This is a genomic window from Novosphingobium silvae (assembly GCF_009856825.1).
In the GTDB taxonomy this organism is placed as follows: domain Bacteria; phylum Pseudomonadota; class Alphaproteobacteria; order Sphingomonadales; family Sphingomonadaceae; genus Novosphingobium; species Novosphingobium silvae.
In genome coordinates this window covers 11,623-28,957 of sequence record NZ_WVTD01000028.1, presented here as the reverse complement: position 1 = coordinate 28,957, position 17,335 = coordinate 11,623, and the positions used below count along the sequence as shown (strand labels likewise).

The 17,335-nt window shown below is 63.5% G+C and carries 14 protein-coding genes; 9 read left to right on the top strand and 5 right to left on the bottom strand.

Going from position 1 to position 17,335, the window contains the following annotated elements; all coding sequences use genetic code 11:
• The first annotated feature begins 91 nt into the window (after positions 1-91).
• On the top strand, positions 92-388 hold the full coding sequence (locus GR702_RS20355; protein WP_160987392.1) for a UTRA domain-containing protein: 297 nt from the start codon (positions 92-94) through the stop codon (positions 386-388).
• A 66-nt stretch (positions 389-454) separates the two neighbouring features.
• Here GR702_RS20355 and GR702_RS20350 read toward each other — a convergent pair whose 3' ends face one another.
• The 3 genes from GR702_RS20350 to GR702_RS20340 form a co-directional block, all read right to left on the bottom strand.
• Entirely contained in the window at positions 455-1,273 is an 819-nt protein-coding gene (locus GR702_RS20350; RefSeq protein ID WP_237449839.1) for a crotonase/enoyl-CoA hydratase family protein, read from the bottom strand.
• 512 nt (positions 1,274-1,785) lie between these two features.
• Positions 1,786-2,025, bottom strand: coding sequence for an FAD-binding protein (locus GR702_RS20345; RefSeq protein ID WP_160987389.1), 240 nt, complete (start codon positions 2,023-2,025; stop codon positions 1,786-1,788).
• Positions 2,015-2,461, bottom strand: coding sequence for an Rrf2 family transcriptional regulator (locus GR702_RS20340; RefSeq protein WP_474100221.1), 447 nt, complete (start codon positions 2,459-2,461; stop codon positions 2,015-2,017). The genes GR702_RS20345 and GR702_RS20340 overlap by 11 nt, the downstream gene beginning before the upstream one ends.
• Before the next feature lie 419 nt (positions 2,462-2,880).
• Between GR702_RS20340 and GR702_RS20335 the strand changes: the two genes are divergently transcribed.
• Positions 2,881-3,999 carry a zinc-binding dehydrogenase gene (locus tag GR702_RS20335; protein WP_160987387.1) on the top strand — a complete coding sequence of 373 codons (1,119 nt, stop codon included), beginning with the start codon at positions 2,881-2,883 and terminating at the stop codon, positions 3,997-3,999.
• 220 nt (positions 4,000-4,219) lie between these two features.
• Here the strand turns inward: GR702_RS20335 and katG are convergent, their stop codons facing one another.
• Positions 4,220-6,460, bottom strand: coding sequence for a catalase/peroxidase HPI (gene katG / locus GR702_RS20330; RefSeq protein ID WP_160987386.1), 2,241 nt, complete (start codon positions 6,458-6,460; stop codon positions 4,220-4,222).
• A 297-nt stretch (positions 6,461-6,757) separates the two neighbouring features.
• Here katG and GR702_RS20325 point away from each other — a divergent pair, with 297 nt between their 5' ends.
• A complete protein-coding gene (locus GR702_RS20325) occupies positions 6,758-7,327 on the top strand; it encodes a hemerythrin domain-containing protein (RefSeq protein WP_160987385.1) in 570 nt (189 codons plus the stop codon).
• A 93-nt stretch (positions 7,328-7,420) separates the two neighbouring features.
• Here GR702_RS20325 and GR702_RS20320 read toward each other — a convergent pair whose 3' ends face one another.
• Complete coding sequence (locus GR702_RS20320; protein WP_419880313.1) at positions 7,421-9,067, bottom strand: M28 family metallopeptidase; 1,647 nt, start codon at positions 9,065-9,067, stop codon at positions 7,421-7,423.
• Positions 9,068-9,477: 410 nt separating this feature from the next.
• On the opposite strand from GR702_RS20320, the gene kdpF reads away from it, so the two are divergent.
• The 6 genes from kdpF to GR702_RS20290 are packed head-to-tail and all read left to right on the top strand — an operon-like array spanning position 9,478 to position 17,327.
• Complete coding sequence (gene kdpF / locus GR702_RS20315) at positions 9,478-9,567, top strand: K(+)-transporting ATPase subunit F (protein ID WP_160987383.1); 90 nt, start codon at positions 9,478-9,480, stop codon at positions 9,565-9,567.
• A gap of 13 nt (positions 9,568-9,580) precedes the next feature.
• The gene (gene kdpA / locus GR702_RS20310) at positions 9,581-11,284 is read left to right on the top strand and encodes a potassium-transporting ATPase subunit KdpA (RefSeq protein WP_160987382.1); all 1,704 of its coding nucleotides are present in this window, start codon (positions 9,581-9,583) and stop codon (positions 11,282-11,284) included.
• Positions 11,285-11,296: 12 nt separating this feature from the next.
• Positions 11,297-13,333: a potassium-transporting ATPase subunit KdpB gene (gene kdpB / locus GR702_RS20305; RefSeq protein ID WP_160987381.1), complete on the top strand. Its 2,037-nt coding sequence runs from the start codon at positions 11,297-11,299 to the stop codon at positions 13,331-13,333.
• Between the two features lie 12 nt (positions 13,334-13,345).
• Positions 13,346-13,936, top strand: coding sequence for a potassium-transporting ATPase subunit KdpC (kdpC, locus tag GR702_RS20300; RefSeq protein ID WP_160987380.1), 591 nt, complete (start codon positions 13,346-13,348; stop codon positions 13,934-13,936).
• Entirely contained in the window at positions 13,933-16,626 is a 2,694-nt protein-coding gene (locus tag GR702_RS20295) for a sensor histidine kinase KdpD (protein ID WP_337192656.1), read from the top strand. The genes kdpC and GR702_RS20295 overlap by 4 nt, the downstream gene beginning before the upstream one ends.
• Complete coding sequence (locus GR702_RS20290) at positions 16,623-17,327, top strand: response regulator (protein WP_160987379.1); 705 nt, start codon at positions 16,623-16,625, stop codon at positions 17,325-17,327. The genes GR702_RS20295 and GR702_RS20290 overlap by 4 nt, the downstream gene beginning before the upstream one ends.
• The last annotated feature ends 8 nt before the right edge of the window (positions 17,328-17,335 follow it).

The window sequence follows — 17,335 nt, the reverse complement described above, 5'->3', positions numbered from 1 at the left end:
TCTGACCACGACACGATCAGATCCGCCTGCACATCACCATCACGTCGCATCGCCATCGTCGCTGACCGCCTTCTTTCCGTATCCAGGCTGAATCAGATCACACCGACTTCGTCAACGCGCTGATAAGCTTACACCACAGGACCTCGACGGCGATCTGCCCGTCGTCCGGCTCGTCGAACAGGCGGCAAACGTGCGCATCACGCGTGCCGAGCAGACGATCGAGCCCGACTGCGCGGGCGTGGTAGCAGCAGAGTACCTAGAGATTTCCGAGGATACGCCGATCCTGCACGTCCAGCGCGTTTACTTCGCGGGCGATCGTCCGATCGAACTGGCAAACGTGCGCTATCACCCCAACCGTTATCGCTACGCGATTGAGTTCAAGGGCTGACCGGATAAATCTAAGGGTAGGGGCTTGCCGGAACGCGGCCGTTCCGGCGCATTCCGGCCAGATGTTTCATTCGCCGGTGAACCTTGCCGGGCGCTTTTCCAGGAAAGCATCCACCGCTTCGGCATGATCGGCCGTCTCATGTGCGATTGCCTGCATAGCCGCTGACATCTCGAGAACGGTATCGAGCGTCGCGTCCTGCGCGGTCAGCAGCAGGCGCTTGGCCATGCGTAGCGAGCGGGCAGGATTGGCGGCGATGCGCTCAGCCATGGCGATCGCCCTGTCCATGAGGTCTTCCGGCTCGACTACGGTTGAAACGAGCCCGCAGGCGAGCGCTTCCTCGGCGGTGAGGAGATCGCCGGTGAGGACCATCTCGGCAGCCTTGGAATAACCTACTACACGCTGTAGCAGCCATGCACCGCCGTCGCCCGGGATCAGGCCCATCTTGATGAAGGAGGCGGCGAACTTGGCTTTCGAGCTTGCGATGCGGATGTCGCACAGGCACGCAAGGTCATTGCCGACGCCAATCGCATGGCCGTTTATCGCGGCGATGATCGGCACTTCAAGGGCACGGAACGCCCGGGGTACTTTCTGGATCGCGGAACGATAATTGGTCCGCGTCGATGCGGGATGTTCGAGTGGGCCAATGCCGTTGCGATCTTTCATCCCCTGAAGGTCTCCGCCGGCGCTGAAGCTTCGGCCCGTGCCGGTGAGGATTGCGGCGCTGATGTCGCTATCGGCGCCGACCTTATCGAGTGTATCGATGAGATCGAAGCAGTCCTGCGCTACGCCGATCGCGTTAAGCTTGTCGGGCCTATTGAGAGTGAGGATCGCGATGCGTCCCCGCTTTTCGTATTGCACATAGTCGCCCATTGCGCGTCGATCCATTGCTCGATGTTGAACTGTGCCGACCGGTCTACGACAACGTTGTCGCCAAGGTAACAGCACACCGTTTAGATCGCATTCGCGAACGCTCGGGTGCGAAACCGGAAAAACGCGCCATTATTCGTGGACAATCTGCACGACACCCAAGGAAAGCGGCGTTCCTGACGTCCGGATCGATCAATTCTTCGACACAACCACGGAGGACGAGGACACGTTGCAGGCCTAGCAGTTGCGCATCAATGACGCACCTCAAAGGGCGTTTGTCGGCATAGCTAGTGATGGTGCGGTCAACCAGGCGCGTCGCGCCCTGAGCGCGATGCATGAGGCCGAGCAGGAAGGACTCGTCGCTGCTGGCGGCATGGCTCAGACAGACGCAGAGCGACGGGTTCACTCTCTCCTTGGGCTCACTCGGCATGTGAATGAGCCCAAAAGAGGCAAGATCATCGCCTGGCCGAGCAGGTCTCCAACTTAGGCAGCCTGGTTCTCGGCACATTCGGGCAACTAAGAATCAGGCGTTACCGGATTGGCTCGAACACGAGGGATTGGTGAAGTGAGACGACCGCTGCCCGCGAGCGCGCGATCATCGCGAGCGGCTCGGCCCCATCCTGGCCGAAAAAGCCGTGCGAAGCATCGGCAAAGCGGTTGCGAGGTCTGCCCGCGTCGACGACGCAGGCAGAGCGGCGCGCCTGCGCGATATGAATTGCGGCAGACAGGCCGGCAAAACTGCCGCCAATGATAATAGCGTCACGCTGCATGGATGATCCTCAGGTTGATGTCCTTGCCGTTCGCGACCATGCGGGCGTGGAAGTCGGCACTCAGTTGCGCCAGCGTCACGCTCGCGAAGCGATCGAGTAGCAGCGCTCTGGCTTCGTCAAAGGCCCTCCCCAGTGCGGCGTTTACCGATTCCTCGACGAGGCAGCCGGGCGCATCGGCGCGGTTGCCCATTCCAAACAGTTCGGGGCTGTTGCGCGCCTGGTACACGTCGCGCAGCGTGATTATGGCCAAGTCGCGCTCGATCGTCCTACCTCCGTCGTGTCCCTTCTCGGATCGAACCAGTCCTGCCTCGCGCAGCCCCGCCATGATTCGCCGGATCACCACGGGATTGATTTCAATGATCTTCGCCATCGTTTCCGACATCACCGGACCGTCGATCTCAGCCATGTGCAACAGGACGTGTAACACGCCAGACATTCTACTATCGCGTCTCATGAATCCCTAAGCGTTACATGAGTGGCCGTGCGTCAACCTGTCATGCTATTTCGAACCCAGCGGGGCTGACCATTTTCTCTTAAGGCGCGTCGCGCATCGTCCGATGAAGGAAGTTGTTCTCGCTTGGCGACATTGCGCGATGTCGATCTTCGATCCTTCTGCCGATATCCAAGCTTGCGCTGGGCCCCTGAAGCAACGCCGTGAGTCCCTGCATCCGGCGCCGAGCAGTCACTCAAGCGCTTCCGTGGAGATGGCCGAGCGGGCTGGAGTGCTGCAGTCCACGGTTCGTCTCTCCATCGGTGTAGAACAGCCCGAAGACATCATGCCCACTCTGGCGAAGGCCACCAACGCTACCTAGTCCAGCACCTGCGATGACCCACAAGCCCTTCAAGGAGATAACGATGCCGTTCACTGGACGAGAGATGCGCACGCTCATCACGGATGATGGCGTTCTGACCCTGTCGCTCGAGACCGTCACCGTGGCCGAACCCGGTGACGATCAGGTCGTGGTCGCCATCGAGGCGGCACCGATCAATCCAAGCGATCTAGGCCTGATGCTAGCCGCAGCGGATGTGGGGACGCTGAAAGCTGCCGAGGGCGGCGCCCTCAAGTTCTCCGTGCCGCAGCAACGGCTTGGAAGCTTGCGCGGGCGCCTGGGAGACTCGCTGGCGATCGGCAACGAGGGGGCAGGCACCGTCGTGCGGGCCGGGCGCAACGTAGCCCATCTGGAGGGGCGCAAGGTGGGCATGATCGGCGGCGGCATGTATGCGGACTACCGGCTCATCGAGGCCAACAGCATCGTGCCGCTGCCGGAAGGTGCGAGCGCGGCGGACGGTGCATCGATGTTCGTGAATCCGCTGACGGCATTGGGGTTCGTGGAGACGGCGCGGCGCGAAGGCCACGGTGCGCTGGTCCATACGGCGGCAGCGTCGAACCTTGGTCAGATGCTTCAGAAGATTTGCCTCGCAGACGGGATCCCGCTTGTCAACATCGTGCGTTCGAAGGTCCAGGAGGATATCCTGCGACAGATCGGGGCGGAGCATGTGGTCGACACTTCGGAGGAGAACTTCCGCGACAAGCTGGCAGAGGCGCTGGAGAAGACGGGCGCGACCATCGCCTTCGACGCCATTGGTGGAGGCACACTCGGCAGTGACATCCTGCGGGCGATGGAACGCGCCGCCGTTCGCAATGCGGGCGGGTACAGTCGCTACGGATCGGACACGTTTAAGCAGCTTTACATTTATGGTGCTCTGGACACCTCGCCCGCAGTGCTCGACCGCCTGAGCTTCGGCTTCCAGTGGAGCGCGGGCGGATGGCTGCTCTTTCCCATGCTCGGAAGGTTTGGAAAGGAGACGGTCGAGGCGATGCGCTCTCGCGTCGTGACGGAACTGACCACGACGTTCGCCAGCAGCTATACCCGCACCATCGGGCTTGCCGAAGCACTGCAGCCCGATACGCTTCGAGCGTATGAACGCAAGTCCACGGGCGAGAAGTTCCTGATCGATCCCACGTTGGGATAATCGGGAACCCGAGAGGTGTCGCGGTGGAAACGATCAGACTCTCCGCAGGCAGTTCGTGGCCCCGCCCGGCTGGAGCAGAGCGGACCGGCTCGTGCGACGGGTGGCGGTCGTGCCGCATGGCGAATAACCTGCCATGCGGCATCGATACTTGTGCGAAGCCCACCAGCGACGCCATGAAAGGTGGCGCTTAGGCTCCGACGTCACCTGAAGAACGACACGCCTACTGGCGAGTGGCCGGCTCGGCTATGCCCACGGGCTCCACGCTGTCGGGTTGCTGTGGCAGGTCGAAGCGATCGGCGTTCATCACCTTCGTCCAGGCTGCCACGAAGTCCCGTGCGAACTTTTCCTCGTGCCCAGCCTCGGCGTACACCTCGGCGACTGCGCGAAGCTGGCTGTTTGCCCCGAAAATCAGGTCGGTGCGGGTGGCGCGCCACTTTTCCTGCTTGCCGCCTCGATCGTAGCCGATGAACTCCTCGTCGGCACTTTCATCGACGACCTTCCAGAACGTGTCGTTATCCAGAAGGTTGACGAAGAAGTCGTTCGTCAACTGGCCTTTTCGGGACGTGAACACACCTTCCGGCGCATCGTTGTAATTGGCGCCCAGCACGCGCAGTCCTCCCAGCAGAACCGTCATTTCGGGTACGGACAAGCCGAGAAGCGAAGCCCGGTCGAGAAGCAGTTCCTCGGTCTTCACCGAATGCCTGGTCTTGAGGTAGTTTCGAAAGCCATCGGCAACGGGCTCCATCACCGCGAAGCTCTCGGCATCGGTCCATTCCTGCACTGCATCGCCGCGCCCTCCCTGGAAGGGCACGTCTATGGCAAACCCTGCGTCTCTGGCCGCCTTCTCGACGGCGGCCGTTCCTGCCAGCACGATCGCGTCAGCCATCGACAGGGTACCCCGCAGGGCGTCGATCCGGGCCAGAACGCCGGCGAGCTCTTCCGGCTCGTTTACCGCCCAGTCCTTCTGTGGAGAAAGGCGGAGGCGAGCACCGTTCGCGCCGCCGCGGTGATCGGACCTGCGGTATGTGGATGCAGAAGCCCACGCCGTCTTCACCAGTTGGCCCACCGTGAAGCCTGCGTCGAGAATAGCGGTCTTGAACGCGGCGACGTCGGCTTCGGAGGGGGTGTCACCGGGGGGCACGGGATCCTGCCAGATCAGTGTTTCCTCGGGTACCTCGGGACCGAGATAGCGCACCTTGGGCCCCATGTCGCGGTGAGTGAGCTTGAACCAGGCGCGTGCGAAAGCGTCCTTGAAGGCCTCGTGATCGTTCCGGAACTTCTCCGAGATGGCGCGGAACTCCGGATCCACCTTGAGAGCCATGTCCGCCGTGGTCATCATAGTGGGCACCCGCAGTGAAGCATCGTGCGCGGCGGGCGCCATGTCCTCGACCTTCTGGTCGATTGGCTGCCACTGGTGCGCCCCTGCCGGGCTGCGCACGAGTTCGTACTCGTAGTCGAACAGGAGCCGGAAGTAGTTCTCGGACCATTCCGTGGGAGTGTTGACCCAGGCGCCCTCGATGCCGCTGGTGATCGTATGCTCGCCGAAGCCGCTTTCGTGCGCGCTGGCCCAGCCAAGGCCCTGCAGTGCGATGTTCGCTGCCTCGGGTGCAGCATCGACGAGGCTCGGATCCCCGGCGCCATGTGCCTTGCCGAAGGTGTGGCCACCAGCCGTCAGCGCCACGGTTTCCTCGTGGTTCATCGCCATGCGTTCGAAGGTTACCTTGATATCCCGGGCGGATTGCAGGGGGTCAGGTACGCCTCCGGGTCCTTCCGGGTTGACGTAGATCAGCCCCATCTGGATGGCCGCAAGCGGGTTCTCCAGCTCCAGCTCCTCTTCCGGCAGGATGCGCGTCTTGTTGTCGGGATGGCCGACGAACTGTTCCTCGCTGCCCCAGTAGATGTCCCTTTCGGGTTCGAACACGTCGCGCCGTCCGCCGCCGAAACCGAACACGGGGCCGCCCATAGATTCAATGGCGACGTTGCCGGTGAGGATGAAGAGGTCGGCCCAGCTGATGTTCTTGCCGTACTTGCGTTTGATCGGCCAAAGGAGGCGGCGGGCCTTGTCGAGGTTGCCATTGTCAGGCCACGAATTCAGCGGTGCAAAACGCTGCTGGCCGCTGTTTGCGCCGCCACGGCCATCGGCGGTGCGGTAGGTGCCGGCGGCGTGCCACGCCATCCGTATGAAAAGGCCACCGTAATTTCCGTAGTCCGCCGGCCACCATGGCTGGCTGTCCGTCATCAAGGCTTTCAGGTCATCCTTGAGAGCCTGATAGTCGAGCGCGTTGAATGCCGCGGCGTAGTCGAACGCATCGCCCATCGGATCGGAGGACAGGCCGCCCTGGTTCAGGATTTCTAGCGGAAGGCTGTCTGGCCACCAGTCATGGTTGGTGCGTCCCAGCAAGGAGCGCACTGTAGTAGGCTTACCCATCGGACAGCTCATTTCACCGGTCTTCGCATCCATGACGCACCTCCACTCTTCGGCTGAGCCAAAGCCCGCTCATCGTAGTGCCCGGGACGGCTCACCCAATCAGCGGTGCGATTACCCCTCGCGGGACAACACAGCCCCGGCTGAGAACCGGTAAGACAGCCGAAAGTTCCAGCTCATCCCGAGGAAAATTGATCTCGCCCGCCGGAGACGTGTGGGCCCCTCAGCCACCGGTCAGACGTGCCGCCCGCAAGACAAAGCGGCCGCACCGCCGGAACGGTTCGGCTGCCACGGGCGCTTACACTCTAAACACATTACAATGGAGTCACTCGGATGTCCTTTCTCGACAAGATTGCCGCGGCCGTAACGCCCCTGGCTTCCGACGAAAAGCGGGCCGAAGCTCGGGCCACGGCAGAGCAGATAGCGCAGGGTGATGATTGGCTCGGCCAGATCATTGCGCACCACAAGCAGATCGAGGCGGCGTTCGATAAGGCGCTGCACTCCACCAGTGCTGGCGAGCGCCGCACTGCAGCGGCTGAACTCGCCGCGATCCTTATGGCCCACGCCAACGCGGAGGAAGCCGTGATCTATCCGGCGCTGGTGGAAGGCAGCAGCAAGGCCCACACGGTCATGGCCTATGAGGAGCAGGCCGCGGCCAAGATCAACATGGCAATCCTTGAAAACCTGGACCCGATGAGCCAGGAATGGTGCGACAAGTTGAAGCATATTCAGGGTGCCGTTCAGCAGCACGTGTACCAGGAAGAGAGCAGCTGGTTTCCCGACGTTGCGCGCAACGTGCCCGCCGAGAAGCAGCAGTTGCTCACCCAGCGCTATGCGCAGGAGTTCGGGCGGTACAATGCCGGACCCGGCAATGCACCTAAGCAACTGCCCGAGATCGCCTGACCGCTTCCAGTCTCATCGCCCATAGAAGTAGCCCGCCAGGTCCATGCTTGGCGGGCTGCTGCGTTCTTGCACCTTTTGATCAAGCCTCGACGCTCAGCGTCGGACGGACGCGCTCCTGTCACGGATAGCCTTGAACTCGGAGCCAGCTTTCCATTGCGGCCACTCGCTGGAGTTCGCCAGTTCCTGCGCCATCGTTCCCACCAGTTCGATGTCCTGCACGGCGCCGGCAAGGTTCCAGCTTGAATCCCATGCATCACAGGCCTGGTGGTAGCAATCGCTGGTGTAGTGGTCGATCCAGGCCTGTCCTGCAGCGCGGCCTCCCTGCTCGAGGTCAGACGCGCCCGCGATACCCATCTGCAGCAACACCGGGACACCGCGCTTGGCGAAGGAAAAATGGTCGGCACGGTAGAACAGGCCGCGCTCGGGCAGGCTCTCCGGCGTCACTGTGCGACCTTGCCTGGCAGCGATCCGTTCCATGTCGTCTTCCAGGGTGTTCTGGCCCTTTCCGACCAGCACGACGTCCTTTGCTGGGCCTGCAGTCTGCAGGATGTCCAGTGCCAGGTTTGCGACGGTCTTCTCCATCGGATAGACCGGATTGGCGGCGTAGAATTCGCTACCCAGAAGGCCGCGTTCTTCGGCCGTCCAGAAGGCGAACACGACACTGCGATCGGGTGCGGGCCCCGACTTCAACGAACGTGCGATTTCCAGCAGACCTGCCACGCCCAAGGCGTCGTCGTTTGCGCCGGCTCGATAGACCCGGCCTTTCCCGTCGGGCGCCCCCTTGCCATAGGCGTCCCAGTGCGCCCCTAGCGAGACGATTTCCTCCGGACGTTTCGCGCCCGTGATCCGGCCGAGCAGGTTATGGCTGACGATTTCCTCGTGGGTCACCGGGACCGCGGCGCTGAAGCTCACGCCGGCCAGCGGGACGGGCCGGAAGTCGGCTTGCCGGGCGGCTGCGCGCAATTGTCCAAGGTCAAGGCCGGCGCCTGCGAAGAGCGCTTTAGCCGCTCCGCCCTCGATCCAGCCCTGCAGGCGCAAGCTGGTGATTTCCTCCGGCTTGCGTACGATATCGTAGTTCTCGCCGCCTGGGCTGCTGACGACGTTCCATCCGTAACCCGCGCCGGGCGTATCGTGAATGATCAACGCGGCAATGGCTCCACGCCGGGCCGCTTCCTCGAACTTGTAGGTCCAGCGCCCGTAGTAGGTCATCGTTCGGGCGCCGAACCTGCCGCTTGCCGCATCACCTTCCACGGCGGCAAAGTCGGGGTCGTTGATCAGGAACACCGCCACCTTGCCTTTGAGGTCTGCGCCCTTGAAGTCGTCCCAGTTTCGCTCGGGAGCGCTGACGCCGTAGCCGACGAACACCATCTCGGCCTTGTCGATCCGGGCGGTGTCATCGGGCTGGAGGGTGGATACATAGACCTCCTTGCCCTGCTGGAGGGACACGGCACCGAAGCTCATCGTTCCTTTGCCCAAGGCAGTGTGCAGCAGCGGAACCTTCTGCAGCCATTCTCCATTGCGCCCGCCCGGCTCAAGCCCGGCTTCCTCCATGCGCGCGATGAGGTAGCCGATCGTGCGATCTTCACCCCTCGTTCCCGGCGCACGTCCCTCGAACGCGTCCGAGGCAAGGGCCTTGACGTCGCGCGTGATGCGTTCCGGATCCGCGGTGACCTGCGCACTGGCGAACATGGGCGCGCAAAGGGTGGCTGCGGCAAGAGCGGTGGCGAAAACAGCGTTCATCTTCATTTGCCGCATCTTAGCCGTTGATGCACTCCGGGCAACGGCAGCGGCTGCGCATCGGCTTTAAAGCCGTGGGAGAAGCGGTGTTACGCATGAGGTATGCGAAGTGCGCTCTTCGCTGATCCGGGGGGCATGGCTTACCCGGACGATGAGGTCGCTGCGCACCGCGCGGGGTGAAAGCGCGTCATTCATATGAAAATACTACGCGCCCCGCCGCTTCCTCATCTCGAATTCCAACGGCGTCTGATCCTAATGGGTCGACTGCAATCGACTCATGCTGCGCGTCGCGGCGTGAGGTTGCAGGAGCATCATCATGCAGGACATCCTCTGGGTGGGCCTTTTCCTCGTCCTGATGGTCGCCAGCCTCGGCTATGCCGCGCTGTGCGACAGGGCATGAGAGGGCGGCAACCATGACCATCGACCTCTGGCTGGCGGCACTGACCGCATTCGGCCTCCTCGTCTACCTGGTGGCCGTGCTCGCACGGCCCGAGCGCTTCTAGAGAGGAGCGACCCATGACCGTTCAGGGCTGGCTGCTGATCGCGGCCTTCGTCGGCATTCTGCTGGCACTCACCAAACCGATGGGCCTTTGGCTCTTCGCGATCTACGAAGGGCGGCGGACCGCGCTGCATGCGGCACTTGGGCCGGTAGAGCGCGGGTTCTACAGGCTTTCCCGCATCAGGCCGGACGAGGACCAGTCATGGCGCCGGTATGCGGTGCACATGCTGGTCTTCAACGGCACGCTGCTGCTGCTGACGTATGTCGTGCTGCGCGCGCAGGCTCTCCTGCCGCTCAACCCGCTGGGTTATGGCGCCGTGAGCGAGCATCTGGCGTTCAACACGGCCGTAAGCTTTACCACGAACACCAACTGGCAAAGCTATGGCGGCGAATCGACGATGTCGAACCTGTCGCAGATGCTGGCGCTGACCATTCACAATTTCCTGTCCGCTGCGACTGGCATCGCGCTCGCCTTTGCGCTGTTCCGCGGCTTCGCCCGCCGCAGCGCGACGGGGCTCGGCAATTTCTGGGCCGATATGACCCGCGTCACTCTCTACCTGCTCCTGCCAATCTGCGTCGTCTATTCCCTGTTCCTGATCGCAAGCGGCGTACCGCAGACGCTTGCCGGGTCTGTGGATGTCAGCACCATCGAGGGCGTCCGGCAGACCCTTGCTCTGGGTCCGGTCGCATCGCAGGAAGCGATCAAGATGCTGGGCACGAACGGCGGCGGCTTCTTCAACGTCAATTCCGCGCACCCGTTCGAGAACCCGACCGGGCTGACGAACCTGGTGCAGATGCTCTCCATCTTCGCGATCGGGGCGGGGCTGACCTATACCTTCGGCAAGGCCGTGGGTAACACGCGGCAGGGCTGGGCGATCCTTGCGGCCATGATGTTCATGTTCCTTGCGGGCACGACCCTCACGTACTGGCAGGAAGCATCGGGCAATCCCGTGCTCCACGCCCTCCAGGTGGTCGGCGGTAACATGGAAGGCAAGGAAGTACGCTTCGGCATCGCCGCCTCCGCGCTCTATTCGGTCGTCACCACTGCCGCCTCGTGCGGTGCCGTCAACGCCATGCACGACAGCTTCACGGCGCTGGGCGGCCTGGTTCCCCTGTTCAACATGCAACTGGGCGAGGTCGTCATCGGCGGCGTAGGTGCGGGCATTTACGGCTTCCTCCTGTTCGCAATTCTTGCGGTCTTCGTGGCCGGCCTCATGGTCGGGCGTACGCCTGAATACGTGGGCAAGAAGATCGAGAGCCGCGAGGTGAAGCTCGCCGTACTTGCGATCGCTGTCCTGCCGCTCATCATCCTAGGGATGACGGCAGTGGCTTCGGTGGTGGAGAGCGGCCTTGCCGGACCGCTGAACAAGGGGCCACACGGTTTCTCGGAGATCCTCTACGCCTTCACCAGCGCGGTGGCCAACAACGGTTCGGCCTTCGCCGGCCTGACTGCCAACACGCCGTTCTACAACGGTATGCTGGGCGTGGGCATGTGGCTCGGCCGCTTCTTCATCATCATCCCGATGCTGGCGGTTGCCGGCAGTCTGGCCGCCAAGAAGTACACGCCGCCAACCGCCGGCAGCTTCCCGACCACGGGCCCGCTCTGGACAGGCCTGTTGATCGGTATCGTGCTGATCGTCGGCGGGTTGACCTTCCTGCCCAGCCTCGCGCTCGGACCCATCGCCGATCATTTCGCGATGATCCGTGGCCAGCTCTTCTAAGGAACCCTGCACATGGCTCGGTCCGAGACCAAATCCCTTTTCACGGCAGACCTGATTGTACCAGCGCTTGGCGACGCCTTCCGCAAGCTGGACCCGCGCGAGTTGATCCGCAACCCGGTGATGTTCACCACCGCCGTTGTCGCAGTGCTGCTGACCGTGTTGCTTGTCGTCGGAAACGATGGACTGGCGCCCGGCTTCAAGATCCAGCTGGTGCTGTGGCTGTGGCTGACAGTGCTCTTCGGTACATTCGCCGAGGCGCTCGCCGAAGGACGCGGCAAGGCGCAGGCAGCAAGCCTGCGCGCCACAAAGGCGGAGCTCACCGCCAAGCGGCTGAAAGGCAATGGCGCGCAGTACGACAGTGTGCCCGCCAGCCAGCTCCGGAAAGGCGACGTGGTGCTGGTGCAGACCGGCGACCTGATCCCGTCGGACGGCGAGGTCGTCGCGGGCGTCGCATCCGTGAACGAGGCCGCGATCACCGGGGAAAGCGCGCCCGTCATTCGCGAGGCAGGTGGAGACCGCTCGGCGGTGACGGCGGGCACTCGCGTCATATCCGACGAGATCCGGATCAGGGTCACCGTGAACCCGGGGCAGGGGTTCCTCGACAGGATGATCGCGCTGGTCGAGGGAGCGGAGCGCCAGAAGACGCCGAATGAAATCGCACTGACCCTTCTTCTCGTCGGACTGACGATCATCTTCCTCATCGCCGTCTCCACCATTCCGGGTTTTGCCAGCTATGCGGGCGGCTCGGTCCCTGTCTCCATTCTTGCGGCGCTGCTCATCACTCTCATCCCCACGACCATCGCGGCATTGCTGTCGGCAATCGGCATTGCCGGCATGGACCGCCTCGTGCGCTTCAACGTGCTGGCCAAATCGGGACGGGCGGTAGAGGCCGCAGGCGACATCGACGTGCTGCTGCTCGACAAGACGGGCACCATCACTGTAGGCGACCGCCAGGCAACGGAGTTCCGTCCAGTGTCGGGAGTGGAGGTTGCCGAGCTTGCAGAAGCCGCGTTGATCGCCAGTCTCGCCGACGAGACGCCCGAGGGCCGATCGATCGTCGTGCTCGCGCGGGAGAAGTTCGGACAGATGGCCACGGAGTTGCCGTCTGGTGCCGAGATCGTACCGTTCACCGCGCAAACCCGAATTTCCGGCGTCAATACAGGCGGGCGGGTAATCCAGAAGGGTGCCGTTCAGGCCATTCTGCATGCCAATCCGGGCGCGGGGACGACAGCCGCCGCCACCGAGCTGCGCCGTATCACCGATGAGATCGGACGATCAGGCGGCACCCCGCTTGCCGTCGCGGTCGACGGCAAGCTTCTGGGCGCGATCTTCCTGAAGGACATCGTCAAGGCCGGTATCCGCGAACGCTTCGGCGAACTGCGCGCGATGGGCATCCGCACGGTGATGATTACCGGCGACAACCCGCTTACAGCGGCGTCGATCGCGGCGGAATCGGGCGTGGACGACTTCCTGGCCGAGGCCACGCCCGAGGACAAGCTCGAGCTGATCCGCAAGGAGCAGCAGGGCGGACGCCTTGTCGCCATGTGCGGCGACGGCACCAACGATGCTCCTGCCCTGGCGCAGGCGGACGTCGGGGTCGCCATGAACACCGGCACCCAGGCAGCGCGCGAGGCGGGGAACATGGTCGACCTCGACAGTGATCCGACCAAGCTGATTGAGGTCGTGGGCCTGGGCAAGCAGTTGCTGATGACGCGCGGTGCGTTGACCACCTTCTCCGTCGCGAACGACGTGGCGAAGTACTTCGCGATCATCCCCGCGATGTTCCTGGCGCTGTACCCCGACCTGAGCGTTCTCAACATCATGGGGCTCTCCAGCCCGCAAAGCGCGATCCTCTCCGCCATCATCTTCAATGCCATCATCATCCCCTGCCTCGTGCCGCTCGCGCTCAAGGGGGTGGCTTACAGACCCATGGGAGCGGGCCCACTGCTCGCGCGCAATCTGTCCGTTTACGGCCTTGGCGGTCTCGTCGCGCCGTTCATCGGCATCAAGCTCATCGACCTGGCCGTGGGCGGCCTCGGTCTCGTCTGAGGAGGCAGCATCATGAACAACGATATCCTCTCGTCCTTCCGCCCGGCGCTCGTCATGACGCTGCTGTTCGCACTGCTGCTGGGCATAGCCTACCCATTGGCAATGACCGGGATCGGCCAGGCGATCTTCCCACGCCAGGCGAACGGAAGCGTGGTAAGGGAAGACGGCAAGATCATCGGCTCCACCGTGGTCGGGCAGGCGTTCACGTCAGAGCGCTACTTCCGGACGCGGCCTTCGGCGGCGGGGCAGGGATACGACGGCCTTGCCTCCTCCGGCTCCAACCTCGGGCCGACCTCACAGGCTCTCGGCGACCGCGTCCAGCAGGCGGTTGCCGCAATGAAAGCTGCCGAGCCCGGCAAGCCCATTCCGGCCGATCTGGTCACCACATCGGCATCGGGCCTCGATCCGGACATCACCCCGCAGGCCGCGTACTACCAGGTCGACCGGATCGCCCGGGTTCGCAACATCGACGCCCATGCGCTGAAGCGCCTTGTCGCCCGAACCATCGATCGGCCTTTGTTCGGCTTCATCGGCGAGCCGCGCGTCAACGTCTTCGAACTGAATCGACGGCTCGACGGAATTGGGGCTAAGCCCGCCCGGTGAGCGAAAGATCGATTGAACCTGGCCGTCCGTCTCCCGAGGCCTTCCTGCGCGCGGCGGCGCAGGAGGGCCGTGGCCGTCTCAAGATCTTCCTGGGTGCCGCGCCCGGCGTCGGAAAGACGTGGGAAATGCTGACCGAGGGGCGGCAGCGGGGCGATACCGGCGTGGATGTGGTGGTAGGCGTCGTCGAAAGCCATGGCCGCCGGGAGACCGAGGCTCTCATAGAAGGCCATGAGGTCATCGACCGGCGCCAGGTGGCCCATGCCGGGCACAGCCTGGGCGAAATGGACCTCGATGCGATTCTTGCGCGAGCACCGCAGCTGGCGCTCGTCGACGAACTCGCCCACACCAATGCGCCAGGCAGCCGCCATCCCAAGCGCTATCAGGACGTCGAGGAACTTCTCACCGCAGGCATCGACGTCTATTCCACTCTCAACATCCAGCACGTGGAGAGCCTGAACGATGTCGTCGCCTCGTTCACGCGCATACGGGTGCGTGAGACGGTGCCGGACTCGATCCTCGAGCAGGCAGAGATCGAAGTCGTCGACATACCCCCCGACGAGCTGATCGAGCGCCTGAAGGAAGGCAAGGTCTACATCCCGCACGAGGCCACTCGCGCTCTCGGGCACTTCTTCTCCAAGACCAATCTCACCGCCCTGCGTGAGCTTGCGCTTCGCCGTGCCGCGCAGGCGGTGGACGCGCAGATGCTCGAGCACGTCCGGGCCAATGCGCTGGCAGGCAGCTTCGCGGTAGGCGAGCGCATCCTTGTCGCTGCCAGCGAGCACCCCCATGCCGCAGGGCTTGTGCGCGCGGGCAAGCGCATGGCCGATGCGTTGAAGGCACCCTGGACCGCAGTCCATATCGAGACGCAGAGGGACAGGCACTTCACCGATGCCGAGCGCCGCCAGCTGGCGGACACGTTGGCGCTGGCCTCACGGCTGGGCGCTTCCACTGCAAGCATCCCGGCCACTGGCGTCGTCGAGGGCCTGCGCAGCTTCGCGCACGATGCACGCGCGACACAGATCGTCATCGGCAAGTCGAGCCGTTCATGGTGGTTCGAAGCACGCCATGGGTCAGTGGTCGATCGGCTGGTGCGCAGTGTCGGTGATGTCGCGGTTCATGTCCTGCCGGCAGAGGCTACGGTCCTGGTGGATGCGGCGGTTCGCAGTCTGCCGAGCGGACACTGGGGCCCGCCCCGGAACTATCTCTGGTCGGCCCTGATGGTGGCCGCGATGACGCTTCTCGGGCGGCTTCTCGTGGAAGCGATTGATCTTGGCAACATCGCGCTGCTTTACCTCGTCCCAGTGATGTTCGCTGCTGCAACCTTCGGGTTGCGCGCGGGTCTCTTTGCCGGGCTTATGGCGAGCCTTGCGTACAACTTCTTCTTTCTGCCGCCCACCGGAACGCTCACCGTCAGCAATCCGGAGAATGTCATTTCCATACTCGTGCTTCTGGGCGTGGCGGTGGTCACGAGCCAGTTTGCGGCGCGGGTAAGGGCACAAGCCGAGCTTGCCGGGTCGAGCGCCCGTCAGAATGCGGCACTGGCCAGCTTCTCGCGCCAGCTCACCGCCTCGGCAACCAAGGACGAACTGATGCAGGCGATCTGCGCGGAGGTAGCCCGCCTGCTCGATGTGCAGGCGGTGCTGCTGCTTCCCTCCGAGGCTGGACCGGACCTGCGCGCCGCATATCCGCCCGAGGACCGGCTTGAGCAGATCGAGATTGCCGCTGCCCAGTGGGCGATCGACAACGAGCAGCCAGCCGGGCGCGGCTCCTCCACGCTCACGGCTTCCGACTGGCTGTTCCATCCGCTGCAAGCTTCCTCAGCATCGGGCCGCGGCGTGCTGGCCGTGCTCGGCATCGCCCGCGAGGACACACGCGATCCGATCCGTTCCGATCAGTTGCCGCTGCTGATGAGCCTCCTCGATCAGGCGTCCGTCGCTTTCGACCGGATGGCTCTGGAGGAGGAGAACCTCAAGGCGCAGGCCGTGGGCGAGCGCGATCGCCTGCGCGCAGCCTTGCTGTCATCGGTCAGCCATGATCTGCGTACCCCGTTGACGACGATACTCTCGGCCGCGCAGGAGCTCAGGAAGCACCCTTCTCCGGAACTGGTGGAGACGATCGATTCCGAGGCGAAGAGGCTCAACCGCTTCGTCGCCAACCTCCTGGACATGGCCCGCGTTGAAGCGGGAGCGCTGCCGATGCGCGCCGAAGCGACAGACCTGTTCGATGCGGTCGCAGGCGCCGTGCACGACACGCGCGTATCGCTGCTGGCGCACATGGTCGAAGTCGACATCGTACCGGACATTCCGCTGGTGCGGCTGGACCCGGTGCTGTTCCATCATTGCCTCATCAATCTGCTGGACAATGCGGGCCGCTATGCAGATCCCGGTACGCCCATCGTGATCCGCTGCCGGCGTGGCGCGGACGCCCTGCTGCTGTCTGTGATCGACCAAGGGCCAGGTATTCCGCCAGGACAGGAGAAGCGCGTTTTCGAGACCTTCACCCGGCTTGAGGGCTCAGACCGCGTGCGGCACGGGACCGGCCTTGGCCTTGCGATCGTCAAGGGTTTTGCAGAGGCAATGGGGCTTGCCGTGGAAGCATCGAACAACGATGAGCCCCACGGCGCATGCTTCACCATCCGCATTCCCGAGGCGTTGATCATCGCGAACATCGACAGCAAGAACGTGCTATGACTATCCGCCACAAAGTGCTCATCGTCGATGACGAGCCTCACATCCGCAGGCTGATCCAGGCGGCCCTGAACCGCGCCGACTACCTGACCATCGAGGCTGAAAGCGCGCGGCAGGCCATGGATCGCCTGCAGCACGAGCGTCCCGAGGTCGTCCTGCTCGACCTTGGCCTTCCCGACCGTGACGGGCTCGAACTGGTGCCTCTCGTCAAGCAGCATGCCGACACCACCCTGATCGTAATATCCGCTCGCGACGCTACGGAAGAGAAGGTGGCTGCGCTTGATCTGGGCGCCGACGATTACCTGACCAAGCCGTTCGATACCGACGAGCTGCTCGCACGGGTCCGTGTCGCGCTGCGGAACCGGATGACGCGCGGGGGCGGGGTTCCTGCTGTCACTGTCGGTGACCTGTCAATCAACCTTCTCGAGCGCAAGATCGTGAAAGCGGGCAAGGAGGTTCATCTGACGCCGAAGGAGTACGCCGTCCTGGCTCAACTGGCGAAGTTTCCCGGCCGCGTCATCACGCATGAGCAGATAATGGCCAACGTCTGGCCGAGGGACGCGGAGCGCCACGTCGAGTACCTGCGCGTCCTCGTGAGGAACCTGCGCCAGAAGCTCGAAACCGATCCGCAGCGCCCGCAGGTCATCAGCAACGACGTGGGTATCGGGTATCGCCTGCGCATACCGGAAGATACGCTTGGATGATGATCGTC